Genomic DNA, 17420 nt, shown 5'->3' with positions numbered 1-17420 from the left:
ATACATGCTATGGAGGTGGCATACACATGACTGTAAAAGTTGAACATTTAACAGGTGGTTATGGGAAAAAGCCTGTTATTAAAGATATATCATTTGCATTAAAGTCTGGTGAGATTGTTGGATTGATTGGCTTGAATGGCGTAGGTAAAAGTACGACGATTAAGCATATTTTAGGATTATTGACACCGAGTGAAGGGAAGATGTCGATTTCGGGCATTGATATTAATGAAGATATACATACTTATCGAAAAAAACTATCTTATATTCCGGAATCACCAGTCATTTATGAAACACTAACTTTAAAAGAACATATTTATATGACGGCAATGGCGTATGGTATTAATCAGGAGACGGCAATGACTCGAGCACAGCCGTTATTGAAAACTTTCCGCCTTGAAGAACAACTCGAGGTTTTTCCAAGTCACTTTTCTAAAGGGATGAAACAGAAGGTCATGATTATTTGTGCCTTTATCGTTGACCCAGATTTATATATTATTGATGAACCTTTCTTAGGACTTGATCCGCTTGGTATTCAGTCAATGCTTGATTTGATGGAAGCCAAAAAACAAGAAGGGCGTACCGTACTGATGAGTACACACATATTAGCCACAGCAGAACGCTATTGTGATCGATTCATTATATTAGATAAAGGTGAAATTATTGGAGTGGGTGATTTAGAGACGTTACGCCAACAATTTAAAATGCCAAATGCGACTTTGGATGATATTTATATCCGTTCGACGCAAGGAGTCGGTCAATGATGACAGCGAAGCAACTTTTCAACCAAAGATATCGTGCAATGCGAAAAGAAGCACAATATTATAATAAATTTATTTTTAATGGGCATTTTACTGTCTTTTTAGTCATTCTTATAGGAGCATTTATTCTCGGGTATGGAGAGTGGTTAAAAGACATACCAACGGGCATTAACTATTTTCTATTTATTTCAATTGTGTTAGCAATCAGTTCTATTTTTCCATTAAAAACGTATTTAGTAGAAGCAGATAGTCTTTTTTTATTACCTTTTGAGTCACAGATGAAAGATTATATACAAAAAAGTATTTGGACGAGCTATTACAAACGATTGCCATTACAAGTGATATTGCTTGTGATTTCATATCCGTTAATACATGCGTTAGCACCGAATCAAACAACTCAGTTTATAGTCATTTGTTTGTTCACGCTACTATTACCGCTTATAGGTTTATTTGTGAAATGGTACTGGTTTTTATATGGACTAGAAGCTTGGTCAATCAATGTTATATTAGGGATTTTAAACTTATCGGCAATATATGTCATGTTAGCATCTGGCAGTTTACACAGTTTGGGTGCACCAATAGCACTTATTGTACTCGCAGTATTTTTACAAAAATTAACGAAGCAACATCGCTTGCCGTGGACTTTCTTAATAAAACAAGCACATCAACATCAGGCGAATTACTATAAATTTGTAAGTATGTTTACAGATGTAAAAGGATTACAAGAACGTGCAGTTCGAAGACGTTACTTGGACTTCTTACTAGCAACACCAACATCATTTCACGAAGGAGCGATGTACCCATTTTTATTCAAGCGTAACTTTTTACGTGGAAAAGATGCATTTAATCTGACATTACGATTAGTTGTGATTACGGTGTTACTGATGTCCTGGTTAAATCATCCTTATGTGAGTATCGTGATAGGTTGTATGGCGATGTATATTTTAATAATGCAGATGTCACAATTTTACACACAAGAGGCGTATGGCTTATGGCCACAAGTTTGGCCGCCATCTGAAGCGCTTGTTATTCTGGGCTATCAAAAGTTTTTAACAGGTACAACGAGCGTGATGGCAGCGATATTGAGTGTCGTGTATTTAGTATTTAATATACAACATGGTTATCTGATTGTATTGTTATTTATAGTCAGCTATTTGACAATACATCGCACAATCAAAAAATTAAAATATAAAGAATCTTTATTACGAGATTAATTTTAAAACCCACCGAATCATTCGAATTTGAATGCGGTGGGTTTTAATGATATTACACGTTATTTTCTTCTTCAGAGATATCCTGACTCGGATAGAAGTATTGTTCGATATAGGGTGTATGTACAGCAGATGCGCCTGCTAAAGGTTTCGTTGCTTCTAGGGATAAATTGTTACGGAAAGCACTTGATTTTTTATAATCATCGTAAGCATTTCTAGAAGTAAAACCGAGAAGGGCTTTATAGACATTTTGATGTGTTGATTTCAATAAGCGAAAGCTATGGTAGTCAGCATTTTCTTCTAAAGCTGGTTGATAAGTTTCTAATTGTTTTTCTAGTTGATATTTATGGTCTTCTGAGGTTGGTATAGTAATTAAAACTTGAAAATCAGACTCGGATAGTTCTCCGACGTGTGATAATACTCGATATTCATTCGGCTGTTGAAAAATGGTATCTAAATCCGTCTCTTCAAATATAATTGCATGGCCTTCTCCTGCAAAAATAAGCAAGTCACGATTTTTATGTTTGCTTTGAATTTGTTGTAAAAAGCTTAATGTCCCATAAGTAATGAAAAAGTTCATTTAAATCCCCCTAAATTCATCTTTTTATGTAAAAGCTACCTTTATCATATACCTTAAATCTTGAAAAGTGAATCTGAAATCTTAATGAAGACAAATAGATTAACCGATTCAGAAGGGAATAAAACCCTTACTTTTACTTATTTTTAGTGGTTTTTATTTTTAAAATATAGAGAATTCATACTTAGACGGTTTTCGTTGCGACATGATATAATTAACGTTGTATGTCACTAATAGAGAGAAGCATAAAGTTATTTCAATTTAGGCCATGAAACTATTTCAATTAATCATTTTAAACTTTTGTGACAACGCCAATTTTCACAGAGTTCTTTAATGTAAACGTGCTAATCTTGAAGAGAATGATTAAAGTCAAGGAGGACGACATGAATAATACGTTTAACGATACAATGTTGCGAGCAATCAAAGGGGAACAGGCTACGCATACACCAGTTTGGTTTATGCGCCAAGCAGGTCGTTCTCAACCAGAATATCGAAAATTAAAAGAAAAATATTCATTATTTGATATCACACATCAACCGGAAATTTGTGCATATGTGACCAAGTTGCCAGTAGATCAATATAATACAGATGCTGCTGTACTGTATAAAGATATTATGACGCCACTCAAAGCCATTGGTGTCGATGTTGAGATTAAATCAGGGATTGGACCAGTGATTTCTAATCCGATTCGTCAATATTCAGATGTTACAGCACTTGGACAAATTGATCCAAAACGTGACGTTCCTTACGTTCTAGATACGATTAAGCTACTGACACAAGAACAATTAAATGTACCGCTTATCGGTTTTACAGGCGCGCCATTCACTTTAGCCAGTTATATGATAGAAGGTGGCCCTTCAAAGAATTACAATAAAACAAAAGCGATGATGTACAGTGACGAAGCGACTTGGTTCAAGTTAATGGATACACTGGCAGATATGTCGATTACATATGTAAAAGGACAAGTCGAAGCAGGCGCACAAATCATTCAAATTTTTGATTCTTGGGTTGGTGCACTGAATGAATCAGACTATAAATATTATATTCAACCTTGTATGAATAAGTTAGTTGCAGGCATTAAAGCATTGAATACACCTGTCATTTTATTCGGTGTAGGTGCAAGTCATCTAATTGATGCATGGCACGATCTACCTATTGATGTTTTAGGTCTTGATTGGCGTACATCTATCAGTGAAGCGGGACAACAAGGTGTAACAAAAACAGTACAAGGGAATTTAGATCCAAGTATTTTACTCGCACCTTGGGATGTGATTGAAGCTCGACTTAAACCTATCTTAGATCAAGGATTGGCGCATGCAGGGGGGCATATCTTTAATCTAGGACATGGTGTATTTCCTGAAGTATCACCAGACACATTGCGACGTGTGGCACAATTTGTACACGACTATACGGCAAAAAAATAAGATTGAATACGTGTATGTAAAGGACGGATAGAAGATGACTAAAACAGTTGGTTTGTTAGTGATGGCTTATGGAACGCCATATAAAAAAAGTGATATCGAACCGTATTATACGGATATCAGACGTGGACGAAAACCAAGTCAAGCAGAATTAGACGATCTTACACAACGTTATGAAGCGATTGGTGGTTTATCTCCATTGGCAGGTACGACTGAACGTCAAGGAGAAGCGCTTGTCAATGCACTTAATGAGAGTGGTTTATATAAAGATACTGAATTTAAATTGTACATTGGTTTGAAACACATTCATCCATTTATTGAAGATACAGTGATACAAATGCATAAAGATGGTATTACAGAAGCGATAACGGTTGTATTAGCGCCACATTATTCAAAGTTTTCAATTGGCTCATACAATAAGCGTGCTAAGGAAAAAGCAGACGAATTTGGTATAACACTACATCATGTTAATAGTTATTTTGAACAACCGAAATTCATTGATTACTGGTCAATGCGTATTAATGAAGTACTTGAAAATATTCCTGTCGACGAACATGACGACACAATGCTTGTTGTATCTGCGCACAGTTTACCAGAAAGAATGATTTTAGAAAGTAACGATCCATATCCTGAACAAATTTCAAAAACAGCAAGATTAATTGCAGAACATATTCCATTGAAACATATTTCGGTAGGGTGGCAATCAGCGGGAAATACTGGAACGCCATGGCTTGCACCAGATGTTCAGGACTTAACACGTGAATTGCACGGTATTTTAGGTAGTAAGCATTTTATCTATACACCACTTGGCTTCGTTGCAGAACATCTCGAAGTTTTATATGACAATGATTATGAATGTAAAGTTGTTTGTGACGAAGTGGGTGCAATGTATCATCGTCCGCCAATGCCGGATACACATCCTTTATTTATTGGTGCAATTGTAGATGAAATTTCTAACATTTATTAAGAAAGCGTGAGAATAATGACAAAGGTAGCAATAGTTGGTGCAGGAATCACGGGATTAACGAGTGCATATTTTATTAAAAAACATTATCCAGAAATAGACGTCACAATTTATGAAGCAACAGATAGACCAGGTGGTAAGGTGAAGACTGCTTATCGTGACGGATATGTGATTGAACTTGGTCCCGAATCATATTTAGGGCGTAAAACGATTATGACCGATGTCGCAAAAGATATTGGTATTGCAGATGAAGATATTGTGACAAATGAAACAGGCCAATCGTATATTTTTGCGAATAATGAATTGTATCCTATTCCCGGTGGTGCCATTTTAGGTGTACCAACCGACATTAAGCCATTTATGACGACGCAATTGATTTCTATGAAAGGGAAGCTACGTGCATTAAAAGATCTGACGATTAAGCCTGTCGATATGCCTGAAGGAGATATGTCTGTTGGTGCTTTTTTTCGTGAGCGTTTAGGGGATGAACTACTAGAGAACTTAATTGAACCATTATTGAGCGGTATCTATGGTACAGATATTGATGAATTGAGTTTAATGAGTACGTTTCCACATTTTAAGTCACTTGAAGAACAACATGGCAGTATCATAAAAGGCATGCAACAAGTGCGTAAAGCTCGATTAGAAAAGGAAGATCAACGTAGAAGCGGTGCACAAGGCCAATTTAAACAATTTAGACGAGGGTTATATGATTTCATTGAGCATCTAGAGACATGGTTGATTGCTCAGGATGTTTCAATACAATATAATACCCAAGTGAAAGATTTAATATCAACACAAAAAGGATATCATATTGTGTTAGATGATGATACACAGCCATTTTATGATGGTGTTATCGTTGCAACACCACACCAAACTTTCCGTCAGTGGTTCGATAAGGATCCGATGTTTGATTATTTTGATGAGCTAGATGCATCTTCTGTTGCAACAATCGTCTTTGCATTTGACGAAGATGATATTGAGAATATCCATAACGGTACAGGGTTTGTTATTGCAAGAACAAGTCAAACGGATATTACCGCTTGCACATGGACGTCAAAAAAATGGCCGCATACAACGCCTGAAGGAAAGGTTTTGATACGTGCGTATGTGGGGAAACAAGGCGATAATATCGTGAATGAGAAAACAGATGAAGAACTTGTTCAAATTGCACGTCGTGATCTCGAACAAATGATGACGTTCAAAGGCGAACCAGAATTTACAATCGTAAATAAAATGCCGTATGCTAGCCCACAATATCATGTTGGACATATTGATAAAATAAAACAAATTCAACAACATATTTTAGATAATTATCAGCATTTACAAATAACTGGAGCACCATTTGAAGCGGTCGGTTTACCAGATTGTATCAGCCAAGCATATCAAGCTGTTGAAAATCTATTACCTCGTATTCGATAACGTTAATCTCAAGTAGTGTCCATGATCTAGAAAAGGTCGTGTGATACTACTTTTAATTTTAATATGATTAATAACTTGAAAATTAAGAAAATTCAACAAAGTTCGTATAATTATTCGCAGAAACGCAATAATACTTTAACGTATGATATGATAATTATATAGTTTGAACTAGGGGGCTTTACCATGACAAATGTTTATATTGTACACGGATACCAAGCGAATAGTCGAGATCATTGGTTTCCTTGGTTAAAAAGAACTTTAGAAATCGAAGGGCACCAAGTTACAGTACTTGATTTACCTAATACGAATCGGCCAAATGGTAGTGAATGGGTCTCGTATATGAAAGAGCATATTACTGAAGTAAATAATGACACAATATTTATTGCACATAGCTTAGGCGTAATAACAACATTAAAATTCATACAAGATCTAGACGTCGCCCAAGTAGGTAGCTTAGCAATGGTATCTGGTTTTAAAGGAGACTTGCCAAAGAATGATCTATTACCTGATCAAGAAGTGCTCGATTCCTTCTTCAACTGGGAACTAGACTATGAGTTATTACATAATAAAGTGCTACATATGTTTGGTGTCGCTGCAAAAGATGATTACGTTGTACCAATAGAAGCAACACAAAAACTATGTGAAGTATTAGACTGTAAGCTATATGAATTAGACACCGGAGGGCATTTTTGTAAGGAAGACGGATACGATGCATTTTTATTTTTGAAGAACAAAATCTTACAGAAATTTGACTAAATAAAAAAATCGATACAAATCACTTGAAATTTTAGGCTAACCTAAATATAATGGTTTTTAGATAGCAATAGAGCTATTGGTATGAAAATGATATTTTCCTAATTATGTTTCGATTCCTAAACGTCCAAGATATGACTCATCCTCCGTCATTATCTTGGGCGTTTTACATTAATAACGTTTATAGTTCATTAAGATACATTAATTCAATAAATACCGAAAAGGTGTGTATTTATACAAAATACTTTTTGGAGAATAGTTGACCTTTTAATAATCTAAATATATAATGACTAAGTCGTTGAATTTATTGAGCGCATTAATTTATCTTTTTAGTAAAATGATAAAAAAGTTACAAGAAATATATTGACACTTTGTTGTTAAAGTGATAATATAATTAAGTAATTGCTTTTAAATAATATTGTCGCGGGATGGAGCAGTTCGGTAGCTCGTCGGGCTCATAACCCGAAGGTCGGTGGTTCAAATCCGCCTCCCGCAATATTTTTGAGTGGTCCCGTAGTGGAGCGGTTTAACACGCCTGCCTGTCACGCAGGAGATCGCGGGTTCGATTCCCGTCGGGACCGCCATTATTATGGTTCAGTAGCTCAGTCGGTAGAGCAAAGGACTGAAAATCCTTGTGTCGGCGGTTCGATTCCGTCCTGAACCATTTCTTATATTACGGCGGTTGTGGCGAAGTGGTTAACGCATCGGATTGTGGTTCCGACATTCGTGGGTTCGATTCCCATCAACCGCCCATATCGTTGTTATGCGGGTGTAGTTTAATGGCAAAACCTCAGCCTTCCAAGCTGATGTTGTGGGTTCGATTCCCATCACCCGCTCCATTTTAATTATTCCACAGTAGCTCAGTGGTAGAGCTATCGGCTGTTAACCGATCGGTCGTAGGTTCGAGTCCTACCTGTGGAGCCATGGCCCCTTGGTCAAGCGGTTAAGACACCGCCCTTTCACGGCGGTAACACGGGTTCGAGTCCCGTAGGGGTCATATAATCAGAAGCGAAATATCGCTTCTGATTTTTTGTCATTGTTTTGGAAGATTGTCCGAGTTGGCCGAAGGAGCACGCCTGGAAAGTGTGTAGGCGCCACAAGCGTCTCGGGGGTTCGAATCCCCCATCTTCCGGTATTTATAGCTTAAAACCCTTGATTTAATGGGGTTCCTGAAAAGTAAGTGTCAAATAAGTGTCAAGAAAATAATTCTCTGACACGCTGACCTTGCTCTTTTTTATGTTCTTCAAGCAAATGAATATATACACGCCAAGTTATTTCTATGATTGAATGGCCGAGACGTTTACTAATGTATTGGATAGATAGTCCGTTAGTTAAAAGGGCAGAGGCATGAGTGTGCCTAATAGAGTGAAGGGTATACCTACCTAATGCAATTATCCATTAATAATCTTTGGAAAGCCCTAGTAACGGCATTGTGCGTAATGAGTTTGGCACCGGTATAAAATATCTTATCAATTTTGATGTTTCTTACACAGGAACTTAATATTTTTTTATTTTAATTGTGATACTTGATTGATAGGAAGTAGACCATTTCTCCTTAAAAATACGTAATGCGTTATAATAACAATTGAGTGTTGATTGGTTCTTTATTAATTTTTATCCAACTTTAACAAAAGCTATAGTGTCTTTTGCTGTTATAGAGTTCGTCAACTTATCATAGGTTTTATTCATAACTATAACTACTTTATTTGTCTTGTAGCCACTTTTACGATAACGTTTTTAATATAACTAAAATCATATTTACACCTTATTACGTTTGCTTACACTCATATAAATTACTCTTTTTCAAAAATGTATGTCCAGTTCATTCACAAAAATATAGGGTAGGTGGGCTACCCTATATTTTTTAAATTATACATCTGTATTTTTTTTTATTATTTTTAAATCGGTCAATATTTTTTCAGTGAATTCAACATCTTGATAGTTGGTTAAGAGTTGTTCTGTTTGTGCAAGAAATTTATCGGTTTCTTCTTTAACTGAAATAGCGAAGTCTTCTAAATCTTCAAGCTCTGTACCAAGATGGATTAACTCGATGATAGACTGATCAACATTTAGTTTTTCTAATTCTGTTATTGTGTGAGGCGTAAAAAATATATGTTCTGCATTTTCTATACTGATTAATCCCTTATTCATTTGAGAAAATAAACCATGTATTATTATTAATGCAAATTTTTCTACTTCTCTGGTATTTTCAAATAAAATCATTTTTTAATTACTCCATCCTTTTTTAGTTTTAACATTATAGACAAGGCCTGACTTACTTTGGAAATAGTGAATAGAAACTTTTTTTCCATTTACATAACCGTCTTTGTAAACCTTTACCCATTTACCACCTTCTATTTTTTTAATTCATTTAATAATGATTTATTTTTAACTACATGATGTGTTGTTTTGCCTTTTGCTGCTTTAAATCATTTGGATACACAAAAAGCGCTCATGTCTCTATCATTTTAAGTGACTAAACCAAAAATAAAGAGAAAACATGATGCGCCTACATATAATGATATATTAAAACTAATAAAAATAAAAGATGGAAATATTCAAGTTATGAAGGTGGAAGAAGATGTAGAAGTGCGTGGTCGGTTTTCCACGGTTGTTTATGGAACACTTTCTTATACATCAAAGGTTGAATGAAGTGTGATTGTATCAATGATGGACAAATACATAAATGTGGTAACACTGTTAAAATCTTAAGAATCGTATATCTCAATTTAGTGAAAGAACGCTTTAAGTGTCTACATTGTTTAAAAAATTTATGGCTCAAGCAAGAACCATCTATGTAGAATATTTAAAAGCTGATATATTATTGCTAGAAATAAAAGCTGAATTATTGAAAACATTAGGGTATAATGATGCTAGAGGTTTTAGTACTCTGTAATTTTAGGTATAAGTGAAACTCTTGATGTCAGTAGTCCTACATAGCCTTTGTTTTAGTACTCTGTAATTTTAGGTATAAGTGAAACACAAAAGGTTGATTTATTTGAGTATTCTCTGTTTTAGTACTCTGTAATTTTTGTTACCATACGTTACAAAAGACATGGTAAATTGAAAACAGACGAATTTATATGGAAATCAATTGATAGGAATATTAACTATGTTTAAACGATAATATGGTAATAGCTTTAAAAAGCAAATTGATTAATTAGTAGGACTTTTTCAAAAAGAAAGCGAATATTCAAAAATATAAGTGAATTTATTTTAATATTAATGAGTTAGCTAAAACAATTGAATATTATAGTAAATCTCTCTCGAAAATCAAAATGAAAAGGTGATATGATGAGAAAAGAAATTGAAAAGTTATTAGAGTCTGATATATCGCATTATAAAATTTCAAAAGTAACAGGTGTAAACAGTAAGACAATTTCGGAATTACGAGCTGGGAAACGTAAGATTGGCAATATCACACTAGATACTGCTGAAAAACTATATAATTATCAAATACAGCTGGAAGATAAATGAATAAATCTCACTTATTAATTTGGGTGGGGTTAATTGTTGTTTAATTGATACCATTATGACGCGTAAAATAACAACAATCCTTAAAATTAACGCTTCAAACGGTTTAAGTACGAAGATGCGAGATTCAACACTTTGAGACTATTGTGATGTCTATACACTTCCCATGTGGGATATTCGAGAATTTCTTCATATAGTGATAAATGATAATATTTATATATTCAAAATGATACAAGCCCGCCTAAAGTAATAGGTGGGCTTGTATCATGTGTGCTATTTCATATGGTCGATTGCGTATTGCGCTTCTTCTTTCGTATATAATTCACCATATGGTGATGTGAGTTGATCATATATTTCATTTTTCGACATGTTCATATCATTTGCGTATGATTCAGCTTTCTTCACGGCATTCTGTTTGTAATCTGCATGTAAGTTGTCAATGGCATATTGTGCTGCTTCTGCTGGGAATTTATCTCCATCATTCGATGTTAATGTTTGATAAATCATCTCTTTTGACATATAAAGATCGTTTGAATAGATTTTTGCTTGTTCGAGTGCTCTTTCTTTTTCACTTTTTACCCCTGTATGTCCTGAACTATCATCTGTTTTTGAAGGGGGATTTTGTAGGAGCGGATCTTTTTGAAGTTCTTCATCAACATTATCTATAATAGCGCCAGCTAAGAAAGTGAATGCAACACTGAGAATAATGATGATAACAAGGCAGCCACCACAACCACCGCAGCCCCATAGCCACCATTTCTTAGAATTTGATGATGTCTCCTTACTTGGTTGTACTTGTTGTTCAATCTTTTTGGTAGGATTGAAATTTTGATTTGTTGCGTCGTTTGACATAATTATTTCTCCCATCGATATTATATTAAATAAACGAAATATATTTAAGAATATTCCGAAATTTTAAAGTTTAAAAGAATTAAACATTAATTAAATGCCGTCATATTGCGATTTAGACTAAAGATGCTATTTCCGTTAATATTATATAGATTTATGTAGAACAAGGCAATATGATTTATTAAAATAATTTAAAAGGTTATTTAATATTTAAAGTAATTGAGATAAGGGCTGTCAAAATTTTGAAAAACTAAGGTGTCTACTCAAAATGCAACTAAGGTTGATTATGTGTGTCTGTGTCATATAATTTTTTTCATATTAGATGAAACTAAAATCATGCATTCGCTTTCAATTGTGTCTATAATAAAAGGGAACATTATTTTGGAGGAAGAAACATGGAGTCTTGGCTGATACAACGTGTAAAGAAAACACCGAATGCAGTTGCTGTGGAGACTGAGCATCAGCAGTTGTCCTTTCAACAATTGTTCGAGATCGCCTCGCAATATGGAAGTGGTCTTACATCGTTGAACGATAAACGTTTTGGTTTACTTGTTGATAATTCTTTAGAAGCACTGGCGCTAATACACGGTGCATGGTTGTTTAATATTGAAATTGCGCTCATTAACAATCGACTGACAGATGAAGAAATTATAAAACAAATGAAATCAATTGATGTTAAAACAATTGTGGTGAGTGATAAGTATCAGTCGCGTTGTATGAAAACGCAACTGGCACAACAATTTCAATGTCTGACTGCTTCAGAAGTGTTGAAATATGAAACATCAATGAAAATACAAGAATTTGACGAAACAGCAATTGCTTCAATTATGTTTACATCTGGAACAACGGGTACACAAAAGGCGGTTCCACAAACTTTCTTAAACCATAAAGCGAGTGCGAAAAGATGTCAGTCTGATCTAGGTTTTGACAAACAGACACGTTGGTTGACGGTTTTGCCTATTTATCATATTTCAGGATTGAGTATAGTGATTCGTAGTGTTTTATACGGTTTCACAGTCTATTTAATGGAGAAGTTTGATGAACAAAAAATAATGGAGGCTATAAAACACAAAAATATAACGCATATGTCTTTAGTGCCGTTAACGTTAAAACGATTGATGCGTGCTGGACTAACGAAACCTTATGAACTTGAAAAAATATTACTTGGTGGCGCAAAACTGGAACGTGACTTTGTGATGCAAGCGTTGTCATATGAACTCCCAATCTATAACTCATTTGGTATGACGGAGACGTGTTCACAGTTTTTAACGGCAAGTCCAGAGATATTAGCTAAAAATCCAGAAGCTGTTGGTAAGTTTGATTCACAGCTTAAAATTAGTCGGCCGAACCAGAATGGTCATGGAGAGTTATGTGTTCGGGGGGATAATGTAATGCAAGGATATCTTTATCCCACAGGTTTGACTGACACGTTTGATGATGAAGGATTTTTCATGACAGGAGATATTGCAAGTGTGGATGCAAATGGTTTTGTCATTATACATGATCGACGCAAAGATTTGATTATCAGCGGTGGTGAAAATATCTATCCGAATGAAATTGAACGAGTTGCGAAGAAACATACTGATGTGTTGGATGCTATGTGTGTGGGTGTCAAAGATGATTACTGGGGGCAGCGTCCGATTCTCTATATCGTAGGGACACCACCAGAAGCTGAGATGTTGGATTATTTATCATCTCACCTCGCAAAATATAAATTACCGAAAGAGATTAGGTATGTTCAATCTCTACCTTATACGAGTACAGGTAAATTAAAAAGACAGTTATTGAATGGAGAATAACGATGAAATTATCGGAGTTACATTTTTATGAATATACACCAACTTTTAAACATAAAATTCAAACGCCGAAAATAACAATGAATGTGCGAAAAACTTTATTTATCGGTTTGATAGATGAGTCTGGGACAGAATGGTTTGGCGAATGCAATGCGTTTGAGACAGATTGGTATCATTATGAAACGATAGAAACGGTGAAGCGCACGTTAGAAAGCTGGTTCAAATGTGTGGAAGGGCATGAGATACATGACTTTTCTGAAGCACAAAGAATGGCGGATAAGTTAAATGACACGCCGGCAGCACGTGCGACGGTGATGATGGCGTTATATCAAATGTTTCATGATTTGCCGTCGTTCGAAGTACCTATGACAGTGACTGTAAATGGTGATATGCAAAAACGATTTTTGCGCATAGATCATGCAGAACGTATCAAAATTAAGTGGAACTGTGATATTGTTGAACAAGTAAAATTGTTAACGGCTATGTATCCTGATATTCCGATTACAACGGATGCGAATCAAACACTCAGTGACAGAGATATCCCTTTGCTAAATCAATTGGCAAATTATAATTTGGCATATATAGAAGAGCCGTTTCCAGAGTTACTAAAAGAGAAAGAACTCGGAAATATGCCCCCGATTGCAATTGATGAGCATGCGACAGATGAACAAGCGATTGTTCAAGCTGTACAGTGTAATCATGTGCGTGTCATTGTAATTAAGCCATTTAGAGTAGGTGGTATTGACCGTGCTTTATCATTGATAGACACTTTACATAATCAAGGTATTACAGTTGTTATCGGAGGTATGTATGAATGTGGCTTGAGCCGATATTTCACAGCTCTAGCCAGTCGTTATGGTGATTACGCTGGTGATGTCACACCATGCGGGTATTATTTTACGGATGACATTGTGGAGCAATCAGGTCAGATAATCAAAGGGCGATTACGATTCAAACCACCTGTTATCGATATGTCGAAATTACAGCGTTATTTATGATGGTGTTTCTTTTTTTTAAAAGGAACGGGATCAAAGCCGCCTTTATGAAATGGATGACATCTCAAGATTCGGTTAATGGCTAACCAACTCCCTTTGATGGCGCCGTGTACTTGTATCGCTTCGATAGCATAATTTGAACATGTCGGATAAAAGCGACATGATGGTGGTGTCAATGGTGATATAAACCGCTGATAAAAACGAATACATTTGATGAATATTTTTTTCATGCATATACCTCCGTGTAAATGATTAGAAATATTGTAACATAGAATAAAGGGGGAGTGGATTTTGGAGTTTATAGATGCAGCTCAACAACGGGTGACTTTAAGTTTTCGTGCACATCATGACGTTGCAGATGGCGACCATGTGTTAGCACTGCCTATATATCAAAACCGATTGTTAATGACAGATCATCGACAACGTGGAATTGAGTTTCCTGGTGGCAAATGTGAAGCGGGGGAAACAACGATAGATGCCTTGAAACGAGAGTTGTATGAAGAGACGGGGGCAACGATAGAAACAACATATTACATTGCACAATATACGGTTCATACGGAGACTATGCCATTCAAAAAAGATGTCTACGTAGTCATTGTGGATAATATTGAAGGAAAATCGGACTATTTAGAGACGAATGGGCCAATGATAGTGTCGAAAATTGAAGATATCCCTGAAGATAAGAGGAGTATTTTACTATCTGACAAGGCGATTTTAGCTTGTGTAGAAAGGATGGTATCGCTTGGATTTTATCAGTTATAAACGGATGCCAGCAGATCTTGGAACACATCAAGTCGATGAAGTACGATATGATGCAGCAGGTATAACTGTACGTGGTTTACTTGTTACTCCGAAACATTCTGTTGAACGAATTGTAGTCTACCTACGTGGTGGTAAAGGACAAGTGGGGAGAGTACGGTTAGGTCGAATGTTGCAGTTTACGAATACATCTACACTTGTATTTGGGCCTTATTATCGTGGGAACAATGGCAGTCAAGGACGAGATGCGTTTGCAGGTGACGACTTACAAGATGTTATTGCTGGTGTAGAGATACTCAAAAAGATGTACCCCAATGTCCCTGTTCATCTGATTGGTTTTTCTCGTGGTGGGATCCAAGGATTATTGACGTTCCAAGCTGTGCAAGCAGCAAGTTATATCATTTGGGGTGGTGTCTCTGACATGCATCTCATGTATGAAGAACGTGTTGATTTGAGAGGTATGTTACGTCGGATGGTAGGTCATCCTAAAAAGCTACCAGAAGCCTATCAACAACGAGATGCACTGAGTATGATTGACCATACCGCACCGCCAATTTTGATTGTACATGGTGGTTTAGATGAACAAGTAGGCATTCATCAAGCCTATCACTTAGCCAAACATTTGGAAGCCAAACAAGTCCGCTATGATACGTTCTATCAGATGGGAGAAGGTCACATACCACGTCCCAAAGCGTTATCTGAGGTACTTCAACGAATACATAGTTGGATGGACGAAGTAGAACGAAATAAATAAAAGGTCTAATTTGGTGTTGGAAAACACCAAATTAGACCTTTTTTTGGGAAGAGCTGGGAATTATGTCCCAGCCCCTTTTTATTTAGCCTTTGAAACCACCAGTTTGTTGTAATTGTTGTGTTTCTTCGCCAAATTTTTTGAAGTTTTCACGGAAACGTTCAATCAAGTCAGTTGCTTGTTTGTCATAGGCATCTTTATCATGCCATGCGTTTTTAGGTTGTAGAATTGTTGTTGGTACGCCTTCAATTTCAGTTGGAATACTTAAACCAAATATTTCATCTTCTTCAAATGTACTATTTTTCAGTGAACCGTTGATGGCACTGTTTACCATTTTACGTGTGTATTTCAATTCGATACGGTTGCCCTTACCGTATACACCACCAGTCCAACCTGTGTTCACTAAGTATACATCTACTTCGTGTTTGTCGATTAAGTCACCAAGTAAGTCAGCGTATACTTTCGCATTCAATGGCAAGAATGGTGCACCGAAGCAAGTTGAGAATGATGGTTGCGGTTCTGTAATACCACGTTCAGTACCTGCAAGCTTAGAAGTGAAACCACTTAGGAAGTGATACATTGCTTGATCCTTACTCAACTTAGAAATAGGTGGTAATACACCGAATGCATCGGCCGTTAAGAAAATAATTGTGTTTGGATGTGATGCTTTTGATGGTACAACGATATTATCAATATGTTCGATAGGATATGCTGCACGTGTATTTTCTGTATATTTATTATCATCAAAGTCAATGTAACCATGTTCATCCACAACAAGGTTTTCTAGTACCGTACCGTAACGGATGGCATCGAAAATTTGTGGTTCTTTTTCAGCGGATAAGTTGATCGCCTTTGCGTAACAACCACCTTCAATGTTAAATACCCCATTTTCGTTCCAACCGTGTTCGTCATCACCAATTAACTTACGGTCAGGATCAGCTGATAATGTTGTTTTACCAGTACCAGATAAACCGAAGAATAATGCAACATCACCTTTGCGTCCTACGTTAGCTGAACAGTGCATACTCATAATATCTCGTTTAGGGAGTAGGTAGTTCATCACAGAGAAGATAGATTTTTTCATTTCTCCAGCATATTCTGTACCACCAATCAGTACAGTTTTATGTTTAAATGACACGATGACGAATGTTTCAGAACGTGTACCATCTTTTTCAGGATCTGCTTTAAATGTCGGTGCAGAGATAATTGTGAAGTCTGCTTTGATTTTTTCTGCTTCGCTCTTAGAATGTGGACGAATAAACATATTTTGTGCGAAAAGGTTATGCCATGCAAATTCATTCACAACTGTTAATTTTAGTTGGGAATCTTTGTCGCTTCCAGCATAGCCATTAAATACGAACACTTCGTCTTTTGCATCTAAATACTCTAATACTTGATGGTATAGATTTAAAAACTTGTCTTCAGAAATAGGTTGGTTTACAGTACCCCAGTCGATGTCATCGATGACTTGTGGATTATTAACGATATACTTATCTTTTGGAGAACGCCCCGTATATTCCCCAGTTTTTGCGTTAATTGCTCCAAGTTCTGTTAATTCAGCCTCGCCACGACTCAAAATTTTGTTGTAGAGTTCAGTTTTTGTAAGCTGCAGATGAGAAGTAGGCTTGTCAATCAATGCATTCAGTGCACTTGTATCAAATGACATGATGAATCCCTCCAATAGTTTCTT

The 17420-nt window shown here is 36.0% G+C and carries 18 protein-coding genes and 8 tRNA genes; 20 read left to right on the top strand and 6 right to left on the bottom strand.

Annotation, left to right across the window (positions count from 1 at the left end; genetic code table 11):
* The first annotated feature begins 26 nt into the window (after positions 1-26).
* Together ecsA and ecsB are read left to right on the top strand one after the other, a co-directional pair.
* On the top strand, positions 27-761 hold the full coding sequence (gene ecsA, locus C7J88_RS03710; protein ID WP_095117316.1) for an ABC transporter ATP-binding protein EcsA: 735 nt from the start codon (positions 27-29) through the stop codon (positions 759-761).
* A complete protein-coding gene (gene ecsB, locus C7J88_RS03705; RefSeq protein ID WP_095117314.1) occupies positions 758-1972 on the top strand; it encodes an ABC transporter permease EcsB in 1215 nt (404 codons plus the stop codon). Before ecsA ends, ecsB begins: the two co-directional genes overlap by 4 nt.
* Positions 1973-2024: 52 nt before the next feature.
* On the opposite strand, the gene C7J88_RS03700 is transcribed toward ecsB, so the two are convergent.
* Positions 2025-2549, bottom strand: a complete 525-nt coding sequence (locus tag C7J88_RS03700; protein WP_095117312.1) for a signal transduction protein TRAP — start codon at positions 2547-2549, stop codon at positions 2025-2027.
* A 380-nt stretch (positions 2550-2929) separates the two neighbouring features.
* Between C7J88_RS03700 and hemE the strand changes: the two genes are divergently transcribed.
* The 12 genes from hemE (at position 2930) to C7J88_RS03640 (ending at position 8238) form a co-directional block, all read left to right on the top strand.
* Complete coding sequence (hemE, locus tag C7J88_RS03695) at positions 2930-3970, top strand: uroporphyrinogen decarboxylase (RefSeq protein WP_095117310.1); 1041 nt, start codon at positions 2930-2932, stop codon at positions 3968-3970.
* Positions 3971-4004: 34 nt separating this feature from the next.
* The gene (hemH, locus tag C7J88_RS03690; protein ID WP_095117308.1) at positions 4005-4934 is read left to right on the top strand and encodes a ferrochelatase; all 930 of its coding nucleotides are present in this window, start codon (positions 4005-4007) and stop codon (positions 4932-4934) included.
* 15 nt (positions 4935-4949) lie between these two features.
* Complete coding sequence (hemY, locus tag C7J88_RS03685; RefSeq protein WP_095117306.1) at positions 4950-6353, top strand: protoporphyrinogen oxidase; 1404 nt, start codon at positions 4950-4952, stop codon at positions 6351-6353.
* Between the two features lie 183 nt (positions 6354-6536).
* Positions 6537-7109: an RBBP9/YdeN family alpha/beta hydrolase gene (locus C7J88_RS03680; RefSeq protein WP_095117304.1), complete on the top strand. Its 573-nt coding sequence runs from the start codon at positions 6537-6539 to the stop codon at positions 7107-7109.
* A 419-nt stretch (positions 7110-7528) separates the two neighbouring features.
* Positions 7529-7602 (top strand) — tRNA-Met (locus C7J88_RS03675).
* An 11-nt stretch (positions 7603-7613) separates the two neighbouring features.
* Positions 7614-7690 (top strand) — tRNA-Asp (locus C7J88_RS03670).
* A gap of 7 nt (positions 7691-7697) precedes the next feature.
* Positions 7698-7770, top strand: a tRNA-Phe gene (locus tag C7J88_RS03665).
* Positions 7771-7784: 14 nt separating this feature from the next.
* Positions 7785-7857 (top strand) — tRNA-His (locus C7J88_RS03660).
* 14 nt (positions 7858-7871) lie between these two features.
* Positions 7872-7945, top strand: a tRNA-Gly gene (locus C7J88_RS03655).
* Between the two features lie 10 nt (positions 7946-7955).
* Positions 7956-8030: transfer RNA gene (locus C7J88_RS03650), tRNA-Asn, on the top strand.
* Between the two features lies 1 nt (position 8031).
* Positions 8032-8103, top strand: a tRNA-Glu gene (locus tag C7J88_RS03645).
* A gap of 46 nt (positions 8104-8149) precedes the next feature.
* Positions 8150-8238: transfer RNA gene (locus tag C7J88_RS03640), tRNA-Ser, on the top strand.
* Positions 8239-8300: 62 nt separating this feature from the next.
* On the opposite strand, the gene C7J88_RS03635 is transcribed toward C7J88_RS03640, so the two are convergent.
* Together C7J88_RS03635 and C7J88_RS03630 are read right to left on the bottom strand one after the other, a co-directional pair.
* Positions 8301-8468: a tyrosine-type recombinase/integrase gene (locus C7J88_RS03635; protein WP_408640786.1), complete on the bottom strand. Its 168-nt coding sequence runs from the start codon at positions 8466-8468 to the stop codon at positions 8301-8303.
* Positions 8469-8975: 507 nt separating this feature from the next.
* The gene (locus tag C7J88_RS03630; protein ID WP_095117302.1) at positions 8976-9329 is read right to left on the bottom strand and encodes a DUF3969 family protein; all 354 of its coding nucleotides are present in this window, start codon (positions 9327-9329) and stop codon (positions 8976-8978) included.
* Between the two features lie 249 nt (positions 9330-9578).
* On the opposite strand from C7J88_RS03630, the gene C7J88_RS10405 reads away from it, so the two are divergent.
* On the top strand, positions 9579-9758 hold the full coding sequence (locus C7J88_RS10405; RefSeq protein WP_103289554.1) for a hypothetical protein: 180 nt from the start codon (positions 9579-9581) through the stop codon (positions 9756-9758).
* Between the two features lie 642 nt (positions 9759-10400).
* Entirely contained in the window at positions 10401-10583 is a 183-nt protein-coding gene (locus tag C7J88_RS03625) for a hypothetical protein (RefSeq protein ID WP_229709438.1), read from the top strand.
* 270 nt (positions 10584-10853) lie between these two features.
* On the opposite strand, the gene C7J88_RS03620 is transcribed toward C7J88_RS03625, so the two are convergent.
* The gene (locus C7J88_RS03620; protein WP_095117298.1) at positions 10854-11432 is read right to left on the bottom strand and encodes an Ltp family lipoprotein; all 579 of its coding nucleotides are present in this window, start codon (positions 11430-11432) and stop codon (positions 10854-10856) included.
* Positions 11433-11824: 392 nt separating this feature from the next.
* Between C7J88_RS03620 and menE the strand changes: the two genes are divergently transcribed.
* Positions 11825-13228 (top strand): o-succinylbenzoate--CoA ligase, encoded by a 1404-nt coding sequence (gene menE / locus C7J88_RS03615; protein WP_095117296.1) that lies wholly within the window; start codon positions 11825-11827, stop codon positions 13226-13228.
* Between the two features lie 2 nt (positions 13229-13230).
* Positions 13231-14223 (top strand): o-succinylbenzoate synthase, encoded by a 993-nt coding sequence (gene menC, locus C7J88_RS03610; RefSeq protein ID WP_095117294.1) that lies wholly within the window; start codon positions 13231-13233, stop codon positions 14221-14223.
* Here the strand turns inward: menC and yidD are convergent.
* Entirely contained in the window at positions 14214-14450 is a 237-nt protein-coding gene (gene yidD / locus C7J88_RS03605; RefSeq protein ID WP_095117293.1) for a membrane protein insertion efficiency factor YidD, read from the bottom strand. The genes menC and yidD overlap by 10 nt on opposite strands.
* Positions 14451-14511: 61 nt before the next feature.
* Here yidD and ytkD point away from each other — a divergent pair, with 61 nt between their 5' ends.
* Positions 14512-14982 (top strand): RNA deprotection pyrophosphohydrolase, encoded by a 471-nt coding sequence (ytkD, locus tag C7J88_RS03600; protein WP_095117291.1) that lies wholly within the window; start codon positions 14512-14514, stop codon positions 14980-14982.
* Positions 14963-15733 carry an alpha/beta hydrolase family protein gene (locus tag C7J88_RS03595; protein WP_095117289.1) on the top strand — a complete coding sequence of 257 codons (771 nt, stop codon included), beginning with the start codon at positions 14963-14965 and terminating at the stop codon, positions 15731-15733. The genes ytkD and C7J88_RS03595 overlap by 20 nt, the downstream gene beginning before the upstream one ends.
* Before the next feature lie 82 nt (positions 15734-15815).
* Here C7J88_RS03595 and pckA read toward each other — a convergent pair whose 3' ends face one another.
* Positions 15816-17396 carry a phosphoenolpyruvate carboxykinase (ATP) gene (gene pckA / locus C7J88_RS03590; protein WP_095117286.1) on the bottom strand — a complete coding sequence of 527 codons (1581 nt, stop codon included), beginning with the start codon at positions 17394-17396 and terminating at the stop codon, positions 15816-15818.
* Between the last annotated feature and the right edge of the window lie 24 nt (positions 17397-17420).

The sequence above is a fragment of the Staphylococcus muscae genome, assembly GCF_003019275.1.
GTDB lineage: Bacteria > Bacillota > Bacilli > Staphylococcales > Staphylococcaceae > Staphylococcus > Staphylococcus muscae.
This window is presented reverse-complemented; position numbering and strand designations above follow the sequence as displayed.